Below are 22,506 nucleotides of genomic sequence, written 5' to 3' on the forward strand. Positions count from 1 at the left end.
CAAATCACTTCGCCCGGAATACGATCCGCGCACGCGATAGATCGTAAGGCGTCAGTTCAACCGTCACCTTGTCGCCAGGCAGAATACGGATGTAGTGCATCCGCATCTTTCCGGAAATATGTCCCAGCACGACATGGCCGTTTTCCAGCTTCACCCGGAAGGTCGCGTTCGGGAGGTTTTCGATGACCTCACCTTGCATCTGGATTACATCGTCTTTGGCCATAGTCCTTTCAACGCATCGGGACGCCGCCGCCCTTGAAGTTGGCCTTCTTGAGCAGCGATTCATATTGTTGCGACATCACGTACGACTGCACTTGCGCCATGAAGTCCATCGTGACGACGACGATGATCAGCAGCGACGTTCCGCCAAAATAAAACGGCACGTTCCAGCGCAGCACCAGAAACTCCGGCAGCAGGCACACGAACACGATATAGATCGCACCAGCCAGCGTCAGACGCGTCAGGATACGGTCGATATAGCGTGCCGTCTGATCGCCCGGGCGGATGCCCGGTACGAATGCGCCGCTCTTCTTCAGGTTGTCCGCGGTTTCCCTGCTGTTGAACACCAACGCGGTGTAGAAGAAGCAGAAAAACACGATTGCCAACGCGTACAACAGCACATAGACGGGTTGGCCCGGCTTCAGTGCTTCGGCAACGTTGTGCAGCGTGTCGGCAAACCAACTGTTGCGCGACCCGGAGCTGAACCAGTTCAGGATCGTTGCCGGGAACAGGATGATCGACGACGCGAAGATCGGCGGAATCACGCCCGACATATTCAGCTTCAGCGGCAGATGCGACGACTGGCCACCGTAAATCTTGTTGCCCACCTGGCGCTTCGCATAATTCACGAGAATCTTGCGCTGGCCGCGTTCGATGAACACCACCAGATACGTCACAGCGGCAATAAGCGCCACGATGAAGATCGCCGACACCGGCCCCATCGAACCCGTTTGCACGAGCGACACGAGACCGCCGATCGCGTTCGGGAAGCCCGCTGCGATTCCGCCGAAGATGATGATCGAAATGCCGTTGCCGAGGCCGCGTTCCGTGATCTGCTCACCCAGCCACATCAGGAACATCGTACCGGTCACGAGCGTAACGACCGTCGTCAGGCGAAACACCATACCCGGATCGATCACGAGGCCCGGCTGGTTTTCCAGTGCTACCGCAATACCGAACGCCTGGAAGGTCGCCAAAACTACAGTGAAGATTCGCGTGTACTGCGTGATCTTGCGTTGACCGGCCTGCCCTTCCTTCTTCAACGCCTCGAGCTGCGGCGAAACAATCGCGAGCAGCTGCATGATGATCGACGAGGAGATGTACGGCATGATCCCCAAGGCGAAAATCGTGAAGCGCGACAGCGCGCCACCCGAGAACATGTTGAACATGCCAAGGATGCCGCCAGACTGGCTCTGGAACAGCTTCGCCAGCTGATCCGGGTCGATGCCCGGCACCGGAATGTGCGCACCGATCCGATAGACGACCAGCGCCAGCAGCAGGAAGACTGCTCGCCGACGCAGATCGCCAAACTTCGGCGCGCTCCGACCGGTTTTTGCGAAACTCGGGCTGTTAGCCAAGTAGCTTCTCCGATGCAAATGCTAGTGACGGCAGGCGAACCTGCACGTTACTCGGCAAAAGAACCGCCAGCCGCTTCGATTGCGGCGCGCGCATTCTTCGTCGCACCCAGACCCTTCACAACGACCTTGCGCTTCAGCTCGCCCGTCGCGATGATCTTCACGCTCTTCGTCAGCTCGCCAACGAGGCCAGCCTGCTTGAGCGCCAACAAATCGATTTCGTCGACCGGCAGCTTTTCGAGATCAGCCAGGCGCACTTCACCGACGAATTCCTTCGTCAGCGAGGTAAAACCGCGCTTCGGCAGACGACGTTGCAGCGGCATCTGACCGCCTTCGAAGCCCACCTTGTGGAAGCCGCCCGAACGCGACTTCTGACCCTTGTGACCACGACCAGCGGTCTTGCCGAGACCGGAGCCGATACCGCGGCCCACGCGACGCTTGGCGTGCTTCGAGCCCGCTGCCGGCTTCAGGTTATTCAATTCCATAATCAACTCCTTGAGTCCCTGGTCAGCCACTTAGCCGATGACCTTAACGAGGTACGAGACCTTGTTGATCATGCCACGCACAGCCGGCGTGTCCTGCAGCTCGGAAACCGAGTTGAGGCGGCGCAGGCCGAGGCCGCGCACGGTGGCGCGGTGCGATTCGCGGGTACCGATCAGGCTCTTGACGAGCTGGACCTTGACAGTTTTTTCAGACATGGTGCCTACCTTAGCCCAGAATTTCTTCGACGGACTTACCACGCTTGGCCGCGATGTCAGCCGGCGTGGACTGCTTGCGCAGGCCGTCGAGCGTCGCGCGAACGAGGTTGTACGGGTTCGTCGAACCGTGGCTCTTCGCCACGACGTTCTGCACGCCCATCACGTCGAACACGGCGCGCATCGGGCCGCCCGCGATCACACCCGTACCGTCCTTCGCCGGAGCGAGGAGAACCGTCGACGCGCCGTGCTTACCGTGCACTTCGTGCTGCAACGTGCCGTTCTTCAGCGGCACCTTGAACATGTTGCGACGAGCCTGCTCCATTGCCTTCTGGACAGCGACCGGCACTTCCTTCGCCTTGCCCTTGCCCATACCGACGCGGCCGTCACCGTCGCCAACCACGGTCAGTGCGGCGAAGCCGAGAATACGGCCACCCTTCACGACCTTGGTCACGCGGTTGACCGAAATCATCTTTTCACGAAGGCCGTCGTCGCGCTCGTCAGCCTGAACTTTCGCTTGCATCTTTGCCATGACGAATTCCTTCCTTAGAACTTGAGCCCGGCTTCGCGCGCAGCATCAGCCAGCGCCTTCACGCGGCCGTGGTAGCGGAAACCCGAGCGGTCGAAGGCGACGGATTCGATGCCGGCAGCCTTGGCCTTTTCTGCAATACGCTTGCCGATCAGGGTCGCGGCAGCGACGTTGCCGCCCTTGCCCGACTGGTCGGCGAGTTGCGCACGCACTTCGGCTTCGAGCGTCGACGCACTGGCGAGCACCTTGGTGCCGCAGGGCGAAAACACTTGCGCATAGATGTGCATGTTCGTGCGATGCACGGCCAGACGCGCGACCTGCAGCTCAGCGATCTTGATACGCGTCTGACGAGCGCGGCGCAGGCGAGATTGAGTCTTATCCATGATTGCGCACCCTTACTTCTTCTTCGTTTCTTTGAGGATCACAACCTCGTCGGCGTAGCGCACACCCTTGCCCTTGTAGGGCTCAGGCGGGCGGTAACCGCGGACTTCCGCAGCCACCTGGCCGACTTTCTGCTTGTCGATCCCCTTGATCACGATTTCCGTTTGCGACGGGGTCTCAGCCTTGACGCCTTCCGGCATCTGGTGCACCACGGGGTGCGAGAAACCCAGCGACAGGTTCAGCTTGTCGCCTTGCGCCTGAGCACGATAACCGACGCCAACCAGCGTCAGCTTGCGCTCGAAACCCTTCGTCACGCCTTGCACCATGTTCGCAATCAGCGCGCGCATCGTGCCCGACATCGCATTTGCTTCGCGGCTTTCGTCCGCCGGCTCCAGCTTCAGCGTGCCGTTGTCGTTCACCACCTTCACCAAGCTGTTCGCAGCTTGCGAGATCGTGCCCAACGGACCCTTGACGATAATGCGGTCGTCGCTGATCGTCGCCTCTGCGCCTTGCAGCGTGATCGGGCTCTTACCTACTCGAGACATGTTTCCTCTCCTTCGGCGTTAAGCGACGTAGCAGATGACTTCGCCGCCCACGCCAGTGGCGCGCGCTTTGCGATCGGTCATCACACCCTTGGGCGTCGAAACGATCGCCACGCCGAGGCCGTTCATGACCTGGGGGATATCGTTACGACCACGGTACACGCGCAGACCGGGCTTCGAAACGCGCTCGAGGCGCTCGATGACCGGACGGCCAGCGTAGTACTTCAACGCGATATTCAGCTCCGACTTCGCACCTTCGGTCTTCACCGCGAAATCTTCGATATAGCCTTCGTCCTTCAGGACCTGCGCAATCGCAACCTTGACTTTCGACGAGGGCATCGTCACCGAAACCTTCTCGACCATCTGCGCATTGCGGATGCGAGTCAGCATATCGGCGATAGGATCACTCATGCTCATTTATGTTTCTCCTATTACCAGCTCGCCTTGGTCAGGCCAGGGATCTCGCCACGGAATGCGATTTCGCGAATCTTGTTACGTGCGAGCCCGAACTTGCGGAACGTGCCACGCGGACGACCGGTGATCGCACAGCGGTTACGCTTGCGAGTCGGGTTCGAGTTGCGGGGCAGTTGTTGCAGTTCGAGACGGGCTGCGTAGCGCTCTTCTTCCGACTTCGTTTGGTCGTCGATGATCGCCTTCAGCGCTGCGCGCTTCGGTGCGTACTTGGCCGCAAGGCGGGCGCGCTTCTTTTCACGTTCGATCAGTGCCAGTTTAGCCACAGTAACCTCAGTTTCTGAACGGGAACTTGAAGCTGGCGAGCAGTGCCTTTGCTTCGTCGTCGGTCTTCGCGGTCGTCGTGATGCTGATGTTCAGCCCACGCAGCGCGTCGATCTTGTCGTAGTCGATTTCGGGGAAAATGATCTGCTCTTTCACACCGATGTTGTAGTTGCCGCGACCGTCGAATGCACGGCCGGACACGCCACGGAAGTCACGCACACGCGGCAGCGCCACGGTCACGAAACGGTCGAGAAATTCGTACATCGCCTGGCCACGCAGCGTGACCATCGCGCCGATCGGATAACCCTGGCGAATCTTGAAGCCGGCGATTGCCTTACGGGCCTTCGTCACGACAGGCTTCTGACCAGCGATCTTCGTCAGGTCGCCCACGGCGTTCTCGATCACTTTCTTGTCAGCAACCGCTTCGCCAAGACCCATATTCAGGGTGATCTTGGTGATGCGCGGCACTTCCATGATCGACTTGTAACCGAACTTCTCGATCAGGCCGGGAACAACCTTCTCTTTATAGAATTCTTGCAAACGTGCCATTTTTTACTCCGCAGCGTCAGGCGCTCAGGACAGCACCGGTCGTCTTCAGGAAACGAACCTTCTTGTCCCCTTCGACCTTGATGCCGACACGCGACGGCTTGCCATTGGCATCCACCAGCGCGACGTTCGAAATATGCAGCGGCATCGCCTTCGCTTCCACGCCACCGGTCGTACCCTTCATGGGGTTCGGCTTCACATGCTTCTTCGCGATGTTGATGCCCTCGACGGTGACGCGATCTTCGCCAATAGCCAGCACGACGCCGCGCTTGCCCTTGTCCTTGCCGGTAATGACGACGACTTCGTCACCCTTGCGAATCTTGTTCATCGCGACTCCTTACAGCACTTCCGGCGCCAGCGAAACGATCTTCATGAACCGTTCGCTACGCAGCTCACGCGTCACCGGCCCGAAGATGCGGGTGCCGATAGGCTCAAGCTTGTTATTCAAAAGCACGGCGGCGTTGCCATCGAACTTGATCAGCGAGCCGTCCTGACGGCGCACGCCCTTGGCGGTGCGAACCACCACGGCGTTGTAGATTTCGCCTTTCTTCACGCGCCCACGCGGCGTTGCCTCTTTGACGCTCACCTTGATGATGTCGCCGATGCTGGCATAACGACGCTTCGAGCCGCCGAGCACCTTGATGCACATGACTTCACGCGCACCCGTGTTGTCGGCCACTTCAAGCCGAGATTCGGTCTGGATCATGGTTTATCTTTCCCAACTTAATCCGACTGCACCACCATGGCGCACCCGGTCAGTCTTGGTCCCGTCAGCCGTACTGCATTGCTCAGCTGCTTGGGGTAGAACAGCAGCGACGGCATAACGAAACCCGCCATCGCATTCCGGTGAAACCTGACAGCCACGGACTGACGCCGAGCCGCCTCCCTCCACCAATTTCGCCCGCGACGGGCTCCCATAAAGAGGGAAGACCGAGATTATAACAAACAATCTCGGCCTTGCAAGCGAAATCTACTGCGATTTCAAGTACTTCTACTGCTTAGTCCGGCTCGTGCTTAGATGACGCGGGCCGCTTCGACAAGGCGCGACACGGTCCAGGCCTTCGTCTTCGACACCGGACGGGTTTCCTGGATTTCTACGAGGTCGCCCTCGTTGTACGTGTTCGCTTCGTCGTGCGCGTGGTACTTCTTCGAGCGCACAACGTACTTGCCGTAGATCGGGTGCTTCACACGATGCTCGACGAGCACTGTGACGGTCTTGTCCATCTTGTTGCTGACGACCTTGCCGACCAGCGTCCGCTTGAGCGAGGTTTTTACGCTATCGTTCATTTCTGGTTCGCCTTCTGGGTCAGAACGGTCCGCACGCGCGCGATGTCGCGACGAACCTTCTTCAGCTGGCTCGTGTTCGTGAGCTGCTGGGTCGCGAGCTGCATGCGCAGACCGAATTGCGCCTTCAACAGGTCCGACAGCTCCTTGTTGAGCGCGGCCTGGTCTTTTTCCCGGAGTTCGGAAGCTTTCATCTTTTGCTCCTTAGGCGCCGAGCTGACGCACGGTGAAGGTCGTCTTCAGCGGCAGCTTCGCTGCAGCCAGACGGAACGCTTCGCGTGCCAGTTCTTCGGTTACGCCGTCCATTTCATAGAGCATCTTGCCCGGCTGGATCTCGGCGACGTAGTACTCCGGGTTACCCTTACCGTTACCCATACGTACTTCGGCCGGCTTTTGCGAGATCGGCTTGTCCGGGAAAATGCGAATCCAGATGCGGCCACCGCGCTTGATGTGACGCGTCATGGCACGACGCGCCGCCTCAATCTGACGCGCGGTCAGACGGCCGCGACCGACAGCCTTCAGGCCAAACTCACCGAACGAAACGGCGTTGCCGCGCGTCGCGATACCGGTGTTACGGCCCTTCTGCTCTTTGCGATACTTCCTGCGTTTCGGTTGCAGCATCGTTATTCTCCAGTCTTGCCGTCGCCTTCAGGCTTGCCGGCACCACGGCGAGGCCCGCCACGGCGTGCACCCGGGGCACCTTCGCCATCACGGCGGCCACGGCGGTCGCCCGGACGTGCGTTGCGGCGCGGACGCTTCTCTTCGGCAACTTCCTCCACGACCGGCGCGTCGTTGCGGCCGAGCGTGTCGCCCTTGTAGACCCACACCTTGACGCCGATCACGCCGTACGTCGTCTTCGCTTCCGAAGTCGCGTAGTCGATGTCCGCACGCAGCGTGTGCAGAGGCACGCGGCCTTCGCGATACCACTCGGTACGGGCGATTTCGATACCGTTCAGACGGCCCGCGCTCATGATCTTGATGCCTTGGGCACCCAGACGCATGGCGTTTTGCATCGCACGCTTCATCGCGCGGCGGAACATGATCCGGCGCTCGAGCTGTTGCGTGATCGAGTCGGCGATCAGTTGCGCATCGGTTTCCGGCTTGCGGATTTCCTCGATGTTGACGTGCACGGGCACGCCCATACGCTTCTGCAGCTCCGACTTGAGCAGTTCGATGTCTTCGCCCTTCTTGCCGATGACGACGCCAGGACGCGAGCTGTAAATCGTGATGCGCGCGTTCTTCGCCGGACGCTCGATGACCACGCGGCCCACCGAAGCGTTCTTCAGCTTCTTCTTCAGGTATTCACGAACACCGATGTCTTCCTTCAACATCGCCGCGAAATTGTTGTTGTTCGCGTACCAGCGCGAAGCCCAATTGCGGCTGACGGCCAAACGGAAGCCAGTCGGATGAATTTTCTGTCCCATCGTGTGACCCCTTAATTCCCGACCGTCACAGTGATGTGACAGGATTGCTTCTCAATGCGGTTGCCGCGGCCCTTTGCGCGCGCGGTGAACCGCTTGAGCGACGCTGCCTTGTCGACGTAGATGCTCTTGATCTTGAGCTCGTCGATATCGGCGCCCTCGTTGTGCTCCGCATTCGCGATCGCCGACAGCACGACTTTCTTCACGATGCCTGCCGCCTTCTTCGGCGAGAACGTCAGAACGTTCAGCGCCTTGTCGACCGGCAAACCGCGGATCTGGTCAGCCACAAGGCGCGTTTTCTGCGCCGAGATGCGGGCACCGCGATGAATTGCTTTCACTTCCATCTTGATTGCCCCTTATTTCTTGGCCTTCTTGTCGGCCGCGTGACCCTTGAACGTCCGGGTCAGTGCGAACTCGCCAAGCTTGTGGCCGACCATGTTTTCCGAGATGTACACCGGAACGTGTTGACGGCCGTTGTGCACGGCGATCGTCAGGCCGATGAAGTCCGGCAGGATCGTCGAACGACGCGACCAGGTCTTGATCGGTTTCTTGTCACGCGAAGCTGCAGCCGCCTCAACCTTCTTCAGCAAATGGGCGTCGCAGAACGGACCTTTTTTAACAGAACGTGCCATTGCTGCTCCTTAACGCTTGTGACGGCGCTGGACGATCATCGTCGTCGTGCGCTTGTTGCTGCGGGTGCGGTAACCCTTCGTCGGCGTGCCCCACGGGCTTACCGGGTCGCGGCCTGCAGCCGTCTTGCCCTCACCACCACCGTGCGGGTGATCGACCGGGTTCATTGCAACGCCACGCACCGTCGGGCGGATACCGCGCCAGCGGTTTGCGCCGGCCTTACCGATCTGGCGCAGGCTGTGCTCTTCGTTGCCCACTTCACCGATCGTCGCGCGGCACTCCACGTGCACGCGGCGGATTTCACCCGAGCGCAGACGAACCTGCGCGTAGATGCCTTCGCGAGCCAGCAACATGGCCGATGCGCCAGCCGAACGCGCCATTTGCGCGCCCTTGCCGGGGAACATCTCGATGCAGTGAATCGTCGTACCGACCGGGATGTTGCGGATCGGCAGTGCGTTACCCGCGCGGATCGGCGCTTCCGAACCCGACATGATCTGCTGGCCGACCGTCACACCCTTCGGCGCGATGATGTAGCGACGCTCGCCGTCTGCGTACAGAACCAGCGCGATGTTCGCGCTACGGTTCGGGTCGTACTCGAGACGTTCGACCTTCGCCGGAATGCCATCCTTCGTACGACGGAAGTCGATCACACGATAGTGCTGCTTGTGACCACCACCCTTGTGGCGCGTCGTGATGTGGCCGTTGTTATTACGGCCGGCGGTCGAGCTCTGCTTCGAGACGAGCGGTGCGAACGGCTTGCCCTTGTGCAGTTCCTTGTTGACCACCTTGACCATCGCGCGGCGGCCCGGCGAGGTCGGCTTAACTTTAACGAGTGCCATGATTACTTGGCCTCCGCTTCAAAGTTGATTTCCTGGCCGGGCTTCAGGCAGACGTAGGCCTTCTTCACGTCCTTGCGGCGACCCACGAAACGGCCAAAGCGCTTGCTCTTGCCCTTCGTGACCAGCACGTTGACGGATTTGACTTCCACCTTGAACAGCAGCTCGACAGCAGCCTTGATTTCCTGCTTGTTCGCGTCCGGCGCAACTTCGAACACAACCTGTTCGTTCTTGTCGGCAACCAGCGTCGCCTTTTCGGAGATCACCGGCGCGAGCAGAACCTGCATCAAACGATGATCGTTCTTGCGAATCTCGCTCATGACAGCAACTCCTCGATCTGGGCGACCGCAGCCTTCGTGATCAGCACTTTCTTGAAGTAGATCAGCGACAGCGGGTCGGCGTAACGCGGCTCGACAACCGCCACGTGGGCGAGGTTGCGCGACGCGAGGTACAGGTTTTCGTCGACCGTGTCAGTAATGACGAGCACGGACTCGAGACCCATAGCCTTGAACTTTTCGGCCAGCAGCTTCGTCTTCGGCGCTTCGAGCGTGAGGTCCTCGACCACCGAGATGCGGCCTTCGCGGGCCAGCTGCGAGAAGATGGAGCACAGACCTGCGCGGTGCATCTTCTTGTTGACCTTGTGCGAGAAGTTTTCTTCCGGCGAGTTCGGGAAGATGCGACCACCGCCGCGCCACAGCGGGCTCGACGACATACCGGCACGAGCGCGGCCCGTACCCTTCTGACGCCACGGCTTCTTGGTGGTGTGCTTGACGTCCGTGCGATCCTTCTGGGCGCGGTTACCGCTGCGCGCGTTCGCCTGGTACGCAATGACGATCTGGTGGATCAGGGCTTCGTTGTAGTCACGACCGAACACGACGTCCGACGCGTTGACCGCGGCGCCTTCCTGACCATTGGCATTCAGGAGCTTAAGTTCCATTATTTCGCTCCTTTCTCGGCACGCGCTTTCACGGCCGGCGTCACGAAAACCTTGCCGCCCTTCGCACCCGGAACGGCACCCTTCACGAGCAGCAGCTTGCGGTCTGCGTCGATGCGAGCGATCTCGAGGTTCTGGACCGTTACGGTCTCGTCACCCATGTGACCAGTCATGCGCTTGCCCGGGAACACGCGACCCGGATCCTGCGCCATACCGATCGAGCCCGGCACGTTGTGCGAGCGCGAGTTACCGTGCGATGCACGGCCCGAACTGAAGTTGTAACGCTTGATGGTACCGGCGTAGCCCTTACCGATCGACACGCCCTGCACGTCGACCTTCTGGCCCACTTCGAACAGATCGGTGCCAACCACAGCGCCGGCGGACAGCTCGGCAGCCTTGGTGGCATCAATGCGGAATTCCTTGAGGATTTCACCGGCCTGAACACCGGCTTTGGCGAGATGACCTGCGAGCGGCTTCGTCACGCGCGATGCACGGCGCGTACCGAACGCAACCTGAACAGCCGTGTAGCCGTCGGTTTCAACAGTCTTGATCTGCGTCACGCGGTTGTCGGACACGTCCAGCACGGTGACGGGAATCGAATCCCCTTCAGCCGTGAAGATACGGGTCATGCCAACCTTGCGACCTACGAGTCCAAGGCTCATCGTTTTCTCCATTCCCGACTGCGATTGGTCGGGGCTAATTTACAAAGTGCCAGCTGATTACCGGGACTTGACGGACGCTTTCAGCGCCTTCAGGCCCACAGCAAAACACTGGCTTTTTGCGCAAATGCGCGAAAAGCCTAGCATTATAGCGAGGCCTTTCGTTTTTCGCAAGCAATCAATGACTTAGCGCCGCCCGTGTGAGCGGCAGCGCCTGAAACCCTTACTGCAGCTTGATTTCGACGTCCACGCCTGCCGGCAGATCGAGCTTCATCAGCGCGTCGACAGTCTTGTCCGTCGGGTCGACGATGTCCATCAGACGCAGGTGAGTACGGATCTCGAGCTGGTCGCGCGACGTCTTGTTGACGTGCGGCGAACGCAGGATGTCGAAACGCTGGATACGCGTCGGCAGCGGCACCGGGCCGCGGACGATTGCACCAGTCCGCTTGGCCGTGTCGACAATCTCGGCGGCCGACTGGTCGATCAGGCGGTAGTCGAAAGCCTTCAGGCGGATGCGGATTTTCTGGTTTTGCATGACGATTCCTTGAAAAAGAGCGAGGCGATATTGCACCGCCGGATTAAGAAAGAACGTAGGACCGGACGCCTGCCGGGGAGGCAGGTGCCCGGCCCCGGGCACTTACTGCTGTTACTGCAAACCAGCGATTTTACTCGATGATCTTGGCGACGACACCGGCGCCGACGGTACGGCCACCTTCACGGATGGCGAAGCGCAGGCCTTCTTCCATCGCGATCGGCGCAATCAGCTTCACCGTGATCGACACGTTGTCGCCCGGCATCACCATTTCCTTGTCCTTCGGCAGCTCGATCGAGCCCGTCACGTCCGTCGTACGGAAGTAGAACTGCGGACGGTAGTTGTTGAAGAACGGCGTGTGACGGCCGCCTTCGTCCTTGCTCAGCACGTACACCTCAGCCGTGAAGTGCGTGTGCGGCGTGATCGAACCCGGCTTGGCCAGCACCTGGCCACGCTCCACTTCCTCACGCTTCGTGCCGCGCAGCAGGATACCGACGTTGTCGCCCGCCTGGCCCTGGTCCAGCAGCTTGCGGAACATTTCCACGCCCGTGCAGGTCGTCTTCACCGTCGGCTTGATACCGACAATCTCGATTTCCTCGCCAACCTTGACCACGCCACGCTCGACGCGACCCGTCACCACCGTACCGCGGCCCGAGATCGAGAACACGTCTTCCACCGGCATCAGGAACGCACCATCCACTGCGCGCTCCGGCGTCGGGATGTACGTGTCCAGCGCGTCGGCCAGGTTCATGATCGCCACTTCACCCAGCTCGCCCTTGTCGCCTTCCAGCGCCAGCTTGGCCGAACCCTTGATGATCGGCGTGTCGTCGCCCGGGAAGTCGTACTTCGACAGCAGCTCGCGCACTTCCATTTCCACCAGCTCGAGCAGCTCGGCGTCGTCCACCATGTCGCACTTGTTCAGGAACACGATGATGTACGGCACGCCCACCTGGCGCGCCAGCAGGATGTGCTCGCGCGTCTGCGGCATCGGACCGTCCGCGGCCGAGCACACCAGGATCGCGCCGTCCATCTGCGCTGCACCCGTGATCATGTTCTTCACGTAGTCCGCGTGACCCGGGCAGTCAACGTGTGCGTAGTGGCGGTTGGCCGTTTCGTACTCGATGTGCGCCGTGTTGATCGTGATGCCGCGGGCCTTTTCTTCCGGCGCCGCGTCGATCTCGTCGTACTTCTTCGCCTCACCGCCGAACTTCGCCGACAGAACCGTCGCAATCGCCGCCGTCAGCGTGGTCTTGCCGTGGTCAACGTGACCGATCGTGCCCACGTTCACGTGCGGCTTGGTCCGCTCAAATTTACCTTTAGCCATGTTTCTCTTCTTTCAAAAAAAGTGAATCGGTGACAGGACGCCGACGATTACTTCGCCTTCGCGTTGATGATCGCGTCGGCCACGTTACGCGGGGCTTCTGCGTAGTGCTTGAATTCCATCGTGTACGTTGCGCGACCTTGCGTGAGCGAACGCAGCGACGTGGAGTAGCCGAACATTTCCGACAGCGGAACTTCGGCGCGCACGATCTTGCCGCCGCCCACCATGTCTTCCATGCCCTGCACGATGCCGCGGCGGCCCGACAGGTCGCCCATCACGTTGCCCATGTAGTCTTCCGGCGTCTCGACTTCGACAGCCATCATCGGCTCGAGCAGCACCGGCGTTGCGCGGCGCATCGCTTCCTTGAACGCCATGGAGCCAGCCATGCGGAACGCGTTTTCGTTCGAGTCCACGTCGTGGTACGAACCGAACGTCAGGTGAACCTTCACGTCCACGACCGGGAAGCCAGCCAGCACGCCGTTCTTCAGCGTTTCGACGATACCCTTGTCGACAGCAGGAATGAATTCACGCGGAATCACGCCACCCTTGATCTCGTCGAGGAACTCGTAGCCCTTGCCCTGCTCGTTCGGCTCCAGCGTGATGACGGCGTGACCGTACTGGCCGCGACCGCCCGACTGCTTGACGAACTTGCCTTCCACGTCCTTCGCCGTGCTACGGATCGTTTCGCGGTACGCCACCTGCGGCTTGCCGACAGTCGCTTCCACGCCGAATTCGCGCTTCATGCGGTCGACGAGAATTTCGAGGTGCAGCTCGCCCATGCCCGAGATGATCGTCTGGCCCGATTCCTCGTCCGTTTGCACGCGGAACGAAGGATCTTCCTGCGCGAGACGGTTCAGCGCGAGACCCATCTTTTCCTGGTCGGCCTTCGTCTTCGGCTCGACGGCCTGCGAGATCACCGGCTCCGGGAACACCATGCGCTCGAGCACGATCGGGTGGGCGGGATCGCACAGCGTGTCGCCAGTGGTCGCTTCCTTCAGGCCCACAGCCGCGGCGATGTCGCCCGCGCGCACTTCCTTGATTTCTTCGCGCTGGTTGGCGTGCATCTGCAGAATACGGCCAAGGCGTTCCTTCTTGTCCTTGGTCGAGTTCAGCACCGTGTCGCCCGAATTCACCACACCCGAGTAGACGCGGAAGAAGATCAGCTGGCCGACGAACGGATCCGTCATGATCTTGAACGCGAGCGCCGAGAACTTCTCGTCGTCCGACGCCTTGCGCTCCGCCGTTTCGCCGCTTTCGAGTTCGCCCTTCACCGGCGGAATGTCGACCGGCGACGGCAGGAAGTCGATCACAGCGTCGAGCATGCGCTGCACGCCCTTGTTCTTGAACGCGGTGCCGCACAGCATCGGCTGGATTTCACAGGCGATCGTGCGATCACGCAGCGCCTTGACGATTTCCGCTTCGCTCAGCTCTTCGCCGCCGAGGTACTTTTCCATCAGCTCTTCGCTGGCTTCGGCGGCGGATTCGATCATCTTCTCGCGCCACTCGTTGCACGTATCGACGAGTTCAGCCGGGACGTCGACGTAATCGAACTTCGTGCCTTGCGACGCTTCGTCCCAAATGATCGCCTTCATCTTCAGGAGGTCGACGACGCCCTTGAAGTTTTCTTCCGAGCCGATCGGCACCACGACGGGAACCGGGTTCGCCTTCAGGCGGGTCTTCAGCTGGTCGTAGACCTTGAAGAAGTTCGCGCCGGTACGGTCCATCTTGTTGACGAACGCGAGACGGGGCACCTTGTACTTGTTCGCCTGGCGCCACACCGTTTCCGACTGCGGCTGCACGCCGCCCACGGCACAGTAAACCATGCACGCGCCGTCGAGCACGCGCATCGAACGCTCCACTTCGATCGTGAAGTCGACGTGGCCCGGGGTGTCGATGATGTTGATCCGGTGTTCCGGATAGTTGTTGCCCATGCCCTTCCAGAAGGCAGTCGTAGCAGCGGACGTAATCGTGATGCCCCGCTCCTGTTCCTGCTCCATCCAGTCCATGGTTGCAGCGCCGTCGTGCACTTCACCGATCTTGTGGTTCACGCCGGTGTAAAACAGGATGCGCTCGGTCGTCGTCGTTTTGCCGGCGTCGATGTGAGCGCTAATACCGATATTGCGGTAGCGCTCGATGGGAGTCTTGCGAGCCACTTTGTTCCTCTATGGGGTTGGCAAACCGGGAATCCATCTGCGGATATATAGGCCCGATGCGCCTTAACACAAACGGGCGAGGCGCTTTTCAAGCGCACCCGCCCGGAATTTCTTTCCGTTAGACCCGAAGTCGGGACGCTTAGAAACGGAAATGCGAGAACGCCTTGTTGGCTTCCGCCATCCGGTGAACTTCGTCGCGCTTCTTCATTGCGCCACCACGCCCTTCGGACGCTTCCAGCAGTTCACCAGCAAGACGCAGTGCCATCGACTTCTCGCTGCGCTTCTTCGCGGCCTCGCGCAACCAACGCATCGCCAATGCCATACGACGCGACGGACGCACTTCGACCGGAACCTGATAGTTCGCACCACCCACGCGGCGGCTCTTCACTTCCACCACCGGCTTCACGTTGTTGAGTGCGACAGTGAACACTTCCAGCGGGTCCTTGCCACCCTTGGTCTGGATCTGCTCGAAAGCGCCGTACACGATACGCTCGGCAACCGACTTCTTGCCCGAGAGCATCAGCACGTTCATGAACTTTGCTACTTCAACGTTACCGAACTTCGGATCCGGCAACACTTCCCGCTTGGGGACTTCGCGACGACGCGGCATGTTTCTTCCTTTACTTTTTCAGTTGGAGCGGCGATTTGCGCCTGCCCCGCGGCCACCAACTAACCCGATTCATCCATGACGACTTACCAGCCTGGTCGGGTGACCACTTACTCGACAGCACCGGCGAATCCGGCACCACCGCCTTCTATCGCCCGTGAAGGCGACATCCCGACTGCTTACTTCGCAGCCTTGGCGCGCTTCGCGCCGTACTTCGAACGAGCCTGCTTACGATCCTTGACGCCCTGGGTATCCAGCGAGCCGCGAACCATGTGGTAACGCACACCCGGCAAGTCCTTGACACGGCCACCGCGGATCAGCACAACCGAGTGTTCCTGCAGGTTGTGGCCTTCACCACCGATGTACGAGATCACTTCGAAACCGTTCGTGAGGCGAACCTTGGCGACCTTACGGAGTGCCGAGTTCGGCTTCTTCGGCGTCGTGGTGTACACACGGGTGCACACGCCGCGACGCTGCGGGCAGTCCTGCAAGGCCGGGCTCTTGCTCTTCGCGACTTCCGAAGTGCGGCCTTTGCGAACCAGTTGATTGATGGTTGGCATTGTTTATTCCTGAAATTGAACAAAATCGACGCATCCATTTCCGGGCAAAGCGAAAATCGATACGTTTCGAATCTCCGAACGGGAAAACCACCGGCAGCGTGACCAATAGGAACGAACGCACGCCGACATCCCAAGAACCGGAACCCGGCATCATATTCGGGAAATGCCAAGCGCGTCAATAGCTTGCAGCATTTCTGATGTTGTGACGGACGGCCTCCGGCGTCGCCGCAATTAGTCCGCGCTCACGACCTCGAGAAGTTCGTCACCGAACCGTTCCAGCTTACGGGCCCCAATGCCAGGAATATGGCGCAGGTCGTTAATGGTGTCGGGATGCACGCGGGCGATTTCCGCCAGGGTTGCGTCGTGAAATATGACGTAGGCCGGTACGCCCTCGCTCTTCGCCGTAGCGGTTCGCCATGCACGCAGCCTGTCCCAGCGCGCACGCTCGTGTGCGCTCATGCCGAGCGTCGGGTCGGCGCGCTCGCTGGTGCGGCCGGACGCTTGCCGTGCGCGGGCCGGCTTGACGTAGCGCCGCATCGTCACGGTCTCCTCGCCCTTGAGCACCCGCTTGCTCCCCTCCGTGAGCACGAGCGAGCCAAAGCCGTCATGGTCGACCGCCAGGTAGCCAAAGGCGACGAGTTGCCGGAAGATGGCGCGCCATTCCGCTTCGGAAAGCGCTGCACCGATGCCGAAGGTACTGAGCTGCTCGTGCCCGCGCTGAAGAATCTTTTCGTTGCGGTTGCCGCGCAGAATGTCGATGAGATGCCCGGCGCCGAAGTGGAAGCCGCTCGCACGCTGCGCGCGGAAGACGCATGAGAGCGCCATTTGCGACTCGCGCGTCGCGTCCCATGTGGCCGGAGGTTCGAGGCAGGTGTCGCAGTTGCCGCACGGCCCCGACTCTTCGCCGAAGTAGGCGAGCAGCCGCACGCGCCGGCACGCAGCGGTTTCGCACAGGCCGAGCAGCGCGTCGAGCTTGCTTGTCTGCACGCGCTTGTGCGCGTCGTCGGCGTCGGACTCATCGATCATCTTGCGCTGCTGCACGACGTCGCCCAGCCCATAGGCCATCCATGCGTTTGCAGGCAGACCGTCGCGACCTGCGCGTCCGGTTTCCTGGTAGTAGCCCTCCACGCTCTTTGGCAAATCCAGGTGCGCAACGAAGCGAACGTCGGGCTTGTCGATGCCCATGCCAAAGGCGATCGTCGCGCACATCACGATGCCCTCTTCGCGCTGGAATATCTCCTGGTGTTCCTGCCGCACGGCGAATTCCATGCCGGCGTGGTACGGCAGCGCGCGGATGCCTTGCCCTTTCAGCCACTCCGCCGTTTCTTCGACCTTGCGGCGGGACAGGCAATACACGACGCCGGCGTCGGTGGTGCCGTCCGCACGCGTGTGTTCGGCCCGAATGAAGTCGAGCAACTGGGCGCGCGCATTGTCCTTTTCGACAATGCGGTAGCGGATGTTGGGCCGGTCGAAACTCGAGACGAAAATGCGCGCTTCGTCGAGCGCGAGACGATGCACGATTTCGTCGCGCGTGATGGCGTCCGCAGTAGCCGTTAGCGCGATGCGCGGCACCGCCGGAAAGCGTTCGTGCAGCACAGATAGCTGGATGTATTCGGGCCGGAAGTCGTGCCCCCACTGCGACACGCAATGCGCTTCGTCGATGGCAAAGAGGCCGATGCGCGCGCGCTCGAGCAGTTCGAGAAAGCGCGGCGTCATCAAGCGTTCCGGCGCGACATAGAGAAGGTCGATGTCGCCCTCTCGCAGCGCACGCTCCGTGGCAGCGGCCTCCGCGCCCGACAGCGTCGAGTTCAGGTAAGCGGCACGCACACCCACCTCGGTGAGCGCCGCGACCTGGTCTTGCATGAGCGCAATGAGCGGGGAGACCACGATGCCCGCGCCCTGCCCCGCCTCCCGCCGCACGAGCGACGGAATCTGATAGCAAAGCGATTTGCCGCCGCCCGTGGGCATCAGCACGAGGGCGTCGCCGCCGCTCGCCACATGTTCGACGATTTCGCCCTGTTGCCCCCGGAACGCGGGATAACCAAAAACTTCGTTGAGAATTTCGAGCGAACGGGACATGTAGGCGGAAGAGAACGGGCAATGCGGATTAGCCGGAATTCTACCAACGCGAGGCGCCGGTCATGCAGGCCATCGGACTGCGTTGGCCATGCGGACGATGCCATGCGTCGGCAAAGACAAGCCGGCGTCGCATGCGAGACACCAGCGAGCGAATGCGAGGCAAGAAATAAAAAAGCCGCCCAGTCGAAACTGGACGGCTTGTGCGAAGCGGTCATCCGAAGCGGCTCGCGCCGCTTGCGGATTACTCGCCCGTGTGAGGCTGCTGCTCGGCGGCCGGGGCTTCCGGCGTACCGAAGTCGAACGCCTCTTCGGCTGCGATCTGGTCGAAGCGCTCGCGATCGGCCATCTCCTTGCTCTTGCGTGCCTTGTGGAACGCAAGGCCCGTACCGGCCGGAATCAGGCGACCGACGATCACGTTTTCCTTCAGGCCACGCAGATCGTCGCGCTTGCCCATGATTGCCGCCTCGGTCAGCACGCGGGTCGTTTCCTGGAACGACGCCGCGGAGATGAACGAGTCGGTGGACAGCGACGCCTTCGTGATACCCAGCAGCACGTTCTCGTACGTGGCCGGACGCTTGTCGTCCGCGATCATCCGGTCGTTCTCGTCGAGCATGTCGGAACGCTCGACCTGTTCGCCCGGAATGAAGCGCGTATCGCCGTTGTCGACGATCTGCACGCGGCGCAGCATCTGACGCACGATCACTTCGATGTGCTTGTCGTTGATCTTCACGCCCTGCAGACGGTACACGTCCTGCACTTCGTCCACGATGTAGCGCGACAGCGCCTCGACGCCCTGCAGACGCAGGATGTCGTGCGGATCCGCCGGTCCGTCCACGATCATTTCGCCCTTGTTGACGACCTGACCATCGTGCACCAGAACCTGCTTTTCCTTCGCAATCAAGAACTCGTGCTGGTTGCCCTCGAGGTCCGTGATAACGAGACGCTGCTTGCCCTTCGTGTCCTTACCGAACGACACCGTACCGGTGACTTCCGCCAGGATACCCGCGTCCTTCGGCGAACGGGCTTCGAAGAGTTCGGCCACACGCGGCAGACCGCCGGTAATGTCACGCGTCTTCTGCGATTCCGTCGGAATACGCGCGAGCACTTCACCGACCTGCACCTGCTGGCCGTCCTTCACCGTGATCAGTGCGCCGACCTGGAAGCCGATCTGCACCGAGTGCTCGGTACCCGGAATCTTCACTTCTTCGCCGCTGGCGTCGAGCAGTTTCACCTGCGGACGCACACTCTTCGAGGCCTGCGAACCGCGGCGCTTCACGTCGATCACGACGAGCGTCGAAAGCCCCGTCACGTCGTCGATCTGCTTGGCCACCGTCACGCCTTCCTCGACGTTCTCGAACTTCACCGTACCGCTGTACTCGGTGATGATCGGGCGCGTCATCGGGTCCCACGTGGCGAGCTGCGTGCCGGCCTTGATCTGCGCACCGTCGAGCTGGAGCAGCGTGGCGCCGTAAGGCACCTTGTGACGCTCGCGCTCGCGGCCGTGATCGTCGGCGATGATCGCTTCGCCCGAACGCGAGATGACGATCTGCTCGCCCTTCGCGTTGGTGACGTAGCGCATCGAGGCAGTGAAACGCACCGTACCGTTGCTCTTCGCTTCGACCGACGAGGCGACTGCCGCACGCGAAGCCGCGCCACCGATGTGGAACGTACGCATCGTGAGCTGCGTGCCCGGCTCGCCGATCGACTGCGCCGCAATCACGCCAACCGCTTCGCCGACGTTCACGAGCGAGCCGCGGCCGAGGTCGCGGCCGTAGCAGGCCGCGCACAGGCCGTAACGCGTTTCGCAGGTGAGCGGCGTACGCACGCGCACTTCGTCGATGCCGAGGCGTTCGATTTCCTCGACCGCAACTTCGTCGAGCAGCGTGCCCGATTCGTACAGCGTTTCCTGCGATTCGGGATTGACGACGTCCGCCACCGCCACGCGGCCGAGAATCCGGTCACGCAGCGCTTCGACCACTTCACCGCCTTCCACCAGCGCCTTCATCGCCACGCCGTTCGAGGTGCCGCAATCGTCCTCGACCACCACGAGATCCTGCGTCACGTCGACGAGACGACGCGTCAGGTAACCCGAGTTCGCGGTCTTCAGTGCCGTATCAGCCAGACCCTTACGTGCACCGTGGGTCGAGATGAAGTACTGCAACACGTTCAGACCTTCGCGGAAGTTCGCGGTAATCGGCGTCTCGATAATCGAGCCGTCCGGCTTCGCCATCAGGCCGCGCATACCGGCCAGCTGACGGATCTGCACCGCCGAACCCCGGGCGCCCGAGTCGGCCATCATGTAGATCGAGTTGAACGACTCCTGGCGCGTCTCGTTGCCGTCGCGGTCCGTTACCGGCTCCGTCGACAGCTGCTCCATCATCGCCTTGCCGACCGCTTCCGACGTCGCCGACCAGATGTCGACCACGTTGTTGTAGCGTTCCTGCGCAGTGACGAGACCCGACATGTACTGACGGTCGTACTCCTTCACCTTCTTCGCGGCGTCGCCGACGATGGTTTCCTTCTGCGGCGGCACGAGCATGTCGTCCACGCAGATCGAAATACCGGCACGCGTCGCGAGACGGAAACCCGACTGCATCAGCTGGTCGGCGAACACCACCGTCGCGCGCAGACCGCACTTGCGGAACGCCGTGTTGATGAGGCGCGAGATTTCCTTCTTCTTGAGCGGCTTGTTCAGCACCGAGAACGGCAGGCCGTGCGGCAGGATTTCCGAGAGGATCGCGCGGCCGACGGTCGTCGCATACAGCGAGATCTTCGGCACGAACTGCGGCGCACCTTCCGACGTGTCTTCGTTGCGGACCATTTCGGTAATCCGCACGTTGACGCGCGATGCGAGCTCGACTTCCTTGTTCTCGTACGCGCGCAGCGCTTCCGACACGCCCGTGAACGTCATGCCTTCGCCCTTCGCGTTGATCGCCTCGCGCGTCGCGTAGTACAGACCCAGCACGATATCCTGCGACGGCACGATCGACGGGTCGCCGTTGGCCGGGAACAGCACGTTGTTCGACGCGAGCATCAGCGTGCGCGCTTCCATCTGCGCTTCGAGCGACAGCGGCACGTGAACGGCCATCTGGTCACCGTCGAAGTCGGCGTTGAACGCCGCGCAGACGAGCGGGTGCAGCTGAATGGCCTTACCTTCGATCAGCACCGGCTCGAAAGCCTGAATGCCGAGACGGTGCAGCGTCGGCGCACGGTTGAGCATCACCGGGTGCTCGCGGATCACCTCTTCGAGGATGTCCCACACCACCGCCGTCTGGTTTTCGACTTCCTTCTTCGCCGCCTTGATGGTCGTTGCCACGCCCATCACTTCGAGCTTGTTGAAGATGAACGGCTTGAAGAGTTCGAGCGCCATCAGCTTCGGCAGACCGCACTGGTGCAGCTTCAGCGTCGGGCCCACCACGATGACCGAACGGCCCGAGTAGTCCACGCGCTTGCCCAGCAGGTTCTGACGGAAGCGACCGCCCTTACCCTTGATCATGTCGGCGAGCGACTTCAGCGGACGCTTGTTCGCACCCGTCATCGCCTTGCCGCGACGACCGTTGTCGAGCAGCGAGTCGACGGCTTCCTGCAGCATGCGCTTTTCGTTGCGCACGATGATTTCCGGTGCCTTCAGCTCGAGCAGACGCTTCAACCGGTTGTTACGGTTGATCACGCGGCGATACAGGTCGTTCAGGTCCGACGTAGCGAAACGGCCGCCGTCGAGCGGCACGAGCGGACGCAGTTCCGGCGGCAGCACCGGCAGCACTTCGAGAATCATCCACTCGGGCTTGATGCCCGAACGCTGGAAGGCCTCGAGCACCTTGAGGCGCTTCGCGTACTTCTTGATCTTCGCTTCGGAACCCGTGTTCTTGAGTTCCGTGCGCAGCGTCTCGACCTGCTCGTCGATGTTGATCGAACGCAGCAGTTCGCGCACGCCTTCCGCGCCCATTTCGGCACGGAATTCGTCGCCGTATTCCTCGACCTTGTTGTAGTAATCCTCTTCCGTCATGATCTGCCGCGCCTTCAGCGGCGTCATGCCCGGATCGATCACCACGTACGCTTCGAAGTACAGCACGCGCTCGATGTCGCGCAGCGTCATGTCGAGCACCATGCCCAGACGCGATGGCAGCGACTTCAGGAACCAGATGTGCGCAACGGGCGAGGCCAGTTCGATGTGGCCCATGCGTTCGCGACGCACCTTGGCGAGCGTCACTTCGACGCCGCACTTCTCGCAGATCACGCCGCGGTGCTTGAGGCGCTTGTACTTGCCGCACAGGCACTCGTAGTCCTTGATCGGGCCAAAGATCTTGGCGCAGAACAGGCCATCGCGTTCCGGCTTGAACGTGCGGTAGTTGATAGTCTCCGGCTTCTTGACTTCACCGAACGACCACGACCGGATCTTGTCGGGCGAGGCCAGACCGATCTTGATCGCATCAAAAACTTCTTCTTGTTGGACTTGCTTGAATAGATCGAGCAAAGCTTTCATCGCTT

At 61.1% G+C, this 22,506-nt stretch carries 29 protein-coding genes; all 29 read right to left on the minus strand.

All coding sequences use genetic code 11. The features are described 5' to 3' along the window. Positions 1-4: 4 nt before the first annotated feature. Positions 5-223, minus strand: a complete 219-nt coding sequence (infA, locus tag PXJ20_RS00920) for a translation initiation factor IF-1 (protein ID WP_004521905.1) — start codon at positions 221-223, stop codon at positions 5-7. Between the two features lie 7 nt (positions 224-230). Further along, positions 231-1,577, minus strand: coding sequence for a preprotein translocase subunit SecY (secY, locus tag PXJ20_RS00925; RefSeq protein WP_017777170.1), 1,347 nt, complete (start codon positions 1,575-1,577; stop codon positions 231-233). 47 nt (positions 1,578-1,624) lie between these two features. Further along, positions 1,625-2,059 carry a 50S ribosomal protein L15 gene (gene rplO, locus PXJ20_RS00930; protein ID WP_017777169.1) on the minus strand — a complete coding sequence of 145 codons (435 nt, stop codon included), beginning with the start codon at positions 2,057-2,059 and terminating at the stop codon, positions 1,625-1,627. Positions 2,060-2,089: 30 nt separating this feature from the next. Continuing rightward, entirely contained in the window at positions 2,090-2,272 is a 183-nt protein-coding gene (rpmD, locus tag PXJ20_RS00935; RefSeq protein WP_004202755.1) for a 50S ribosomal protein L30, read from the minus strand. A 10-nt stretch (positions 2,273-2,282) separates the two neighbouring features. After that, positions 2,283-2,801 (minus strand): 30S ribosomal protein S5, encoded by a 519-nt coding sequence (gene rpsE / locus PXJ20_RS00940; protein ID WP_004197945.1) that lies wholly within the window; start codon positions 2,799-2,801, stop codon positions 2,283-2,285. Positions 2,802-2,815: 14 nt separating this feature from the next. Further along, on the minus strand, positions 2,816-3,181 hold the full coding sequence (gene rplR / locus PXJ20_RS00945) for a 50S ribosomal protein L18 (protein ID WP_017777168.1): 366 nt from the start codon (positions 3,179-3,181) through the stop codon (positions 2,816-2,818). Positions 3,182-3,193: 12 nt separating this feature from the next. Next, positions 3,194-3,724, minus strand: coding sequence for a 50S ribosomal protein L6 (rplF, locus tag PXJ20_RS00950; RefSeq protein WP_017777167.1), 531 nt, complete (start codon positions 3,722-3,724; stop codon positions 3,194-3,196). Between the two features lie 18 nt (positions 3,725-3,742). After that, complete coding sequence (rpsH, locus tag PXJ20_RS00955) at positions 3,743-4,138, minus strand: 30S ribosomal protein S8 (RefSeq protein WP_017777166.1); 396 nt, start codon at positions 4,136-4,138, stop codon at positions 3,743-3,745. Positions 4,139-4,152: 14 nt separating this feature from the next. Further along, positions 4,153-4,458 carry a 30S ribosomal protein S14 gene (gene rpsN, locus PXJ20_RS00960; protein ID WP_017777165.1) on the minus strand — a complete coding sequence of 102 codons (306 nt, stop codon included), beginning with the start codon at positions 4,456-4,458 and terminating at the stop codon, positions 4,153-4,155. A gap of 7 nt (positions 4,459-4,465) precedes the next feature. Further along, positions 4,466-5,005, minus strand: a complete 540-nt coding sequence (rplE, locus tag PXJ20_RS00965; protein WP_017777164.1) for a 50S ribosomal protein L5 — start codon at positions 5,003-5,005, stop codon at positions 4,466-4,468. A 16-nt stretch (positions 5,006-5,021) separates the two neighbouring features. Continuing rightward, positions 5,022-5,330, minus strand: a complete 309-nt coding sequence (gene rplX / locus PXJ20_RS00970) for a 50S ribosomal protein L24 (RefSeq protein ID WP_017777163.1) — start codon at positions 5,328-5,330, stop codon at positions 5,022-5,024. 9 nt (positions 5,331-5,339) lie between these two features. After that, positions 5,340-5,708, minus strand: coding sequence for a 50S ribosomal protein L14 (rplN, locus tag PXJ20_RS00975; protein ID WP_004197951.1), 369 nt, complete (start codon positions 5,706-5,708; stop codon positions 5,340-5,342). Between the two features lie 308 nt (positions 5,709-6,016). Further along, the gene (rpsQ, locus tag PXJ20_RS00980; protein WP_009888377.1) at positions 6,017-6,289 is read right to left on the minus strand and encodes a 30S ribosomal protein S17; all 273 of its coding nucleotides are present in this window, start codon (positions 6,287-6,289) and stop codon (positions 6,017-6,019) included. Next, entirely contained in the window at positions 6,286-6,480 is a 195-nt protein-coding gene (gene rpmC / locus PXJ20_RS00985) for a 50S ribosomal protein L29 (protein WP_017777161.1), read from the minus strand. The genes rpsQ and rpmC overlap by 4 nt, the downstream gene beginning before the upstream one ends. A gap of 10 nt (positions 6,481-6,490) precedes the next feature. After that, positions 6,491-6,907 (minus strand): 50S ribosomal protein L16, encoded by a 417-nt coding sequence (gene rplP / locus PXJ20_RS00990; RefSeq protein WP_017777160.1) that lies wholly within the window; start codon positions 6,905-6,907, stop codon positions 6,491-6,493. 2 nt (positions 6,908-6,909) lie between these two features. After that, positions 6,910-7,710: a 30S ribosomal protein S3 gene (gene rpsC / locus PXJ20_RS00995; RefSeq protein ID WP_421029968.1), complete on the minus strand. Its 801-nt coding sequence runs from the start codon at positions 7,708-7,710 to the stop codon at positions 6,910-6,912. Between the two features lie 11 nt (positions 7,711-7,721). Beyond that, on the minus strand, positions 7,722-8,051 hold the full coding sequence (gene rplV, locus PXJ20_RS01000; protein WP_004199272.1) for a 50S ribosomal protein L22: 330 nt from the start codon (positions 8,049-8,051) through the stop codon (positions 7,722-7,724). 12 nt (positions 8,052-8,063) lie between these two features. Continuing rightward, a complete protein-coding gene (gene rpsS / locus PXJ20_RS01005; RefSeq protein ID WP_004199273.1) occupies positions 8,064-8,339 on the minus strand; it encodes a 30S ribosomal protein S19 in 276 nt (91 codons plus the stop codon). A 9-nt stretch (positions 8,340-8,348) separates the two neighbouring features. After that, a complete protein-coding gene (gene rplB, locus PXJ20_RS01010; protein WP_017777158.1) occupies positions 8,349-9,176 on the minus strand; it encodes a 50S ribosomal protein L2 in 828 nt (275 codons plus the stop codon). Between the two features lie 2 nt (positions 9,177-9,178). Beyond that, complete coding sequence (gene rplW, locus PXJ20_RS01015) at positions 9,179-9,493, minus strand: 50S ribosomal protein L23 (protein ID WP_017777157.1); 315 nt, start codon at positions 9,491-9,493, stop codon at positions 9,179-9,181. Then, positions 9,490-10,110, minus strand: a complete 621-nt coding sequence (gene rplD, locus PXJ20_RS01020) for a 50S ribosomal protein L4 (protein ID WP_017777156.1) — start codon at positions 10,108-10,110, stop codon at positions 9,490-9,492. The genes rplW and rplD overlap by 4 nt, the downstream gene beginning before the upstream one ends. Next, positions 10,110-10,769: a 50S ribosomal protein L3 gene (gene rplC / locus PXJ20_RS01025; protein ID WP_026121917.1), complete on the minus strand. Its 660-nt coding sequence runs from the start codon at positions 10,767-10,769 to the stop codon at positions 10,110-10,112. The genes rplD and rplC overlap by 1 nt, the downstream gene beginning before the upstream one ends. 220 nt (positions 10,770-10,989) lie before the next feature. Beyond that, entirely contained in the window at positions 10,990-11,301 is a 312-nt protein-coding gene (rpsJ, locus tag PXJ20_RS01030) for a 30S ribosomal protein S10 (protein WP_017777154.1), read from the minus strand. Between the two features lie 130 nt (positions 11,302-11,431). Continuing rightward, positions 11,432-12,622 (minus strand): elongation factor Tu, encoded by a 1,191-nt coding sequence (tuf, locus tag PXJ20_RS01035; RefSeq protein ID WP_017777140.1) that lies wholly within the window; start codon positions 12,620-12,622, stop codon positions 11,432-11,434. Between the two features lie 47 nt (positions 12,623-12,669). Next, entirely contained in the window at positions 12,670-14,772 is a 2,103-nt protein-coding gene (fusA, locus tag PXJ20_RS01040; RefSeq protein WP_017777152.1) for an elongation factor G, read from the minus strand. Positions 14,773-14,911: 139 nt separating this feature from the next. Further along, positions 14,912-15,382, minus strand: a complete 471-nt coding sequence (rpsG, locus tag PXJ20_RS01045; protein ID WP_017777151.1) for a 30S ribosomal protein S7 — start codon at positions 15,380-15,382, stop codon at positions 14,912-14,914. 176 nt (positions 15,383-15,558) lie between these two features. Next, on the minus strand, positions 15,559-15,939 hold the full coding sequence (gene rpsL, locus PXJ20_RS01050) for a 30S ribosomal protein S12 (RefSeq protein ID WP_017777150.1): 381 nt from the start codon (positions 15,937-15,939) through the stop codon (positions 15,559-15,561). Positions 15,940-16,170: 231 nt separating this feature from the next. Continuing rightward, on the minus strand, positions 16,171-18,018 hold the full coding sequence (recQ, locus tag PXJ20_RS01055) for a DNA helicase RecQ (RefSeq protein ID WP_421029969.1): 1,848 nt from the start codon (positions 18,016-18,018) through the stop codon (positions 16,171-16,173). 241 nt (positions 18,019-18,259) lie between these two features. After that, positions 18,260-22,501, minus strand: a complete 4,242-nt coding sequence (gene rpoC / locus PXJ20_RS01060) for a DNA-directed RNA polymerase subunit beta' (RefSeq protein WP_277596961.1) — start codon at positions 22,499-22,501, stop codon at positions 18,260-18,262. Positions 22,502-22,506: the final 5 nt, after the last annotated feature.

Source organism: Paraburkholderia sp. A1RI_3L (genome assembly GCF_048957895.1).
Classification (GTDB): domain Bacteria; phylum Pseudomonadota; class Gammaproteobacteria; order Burkholderiales; family Burkholderiaceae; genus Paraburkholderia; species Paraburkholderia kururiensis.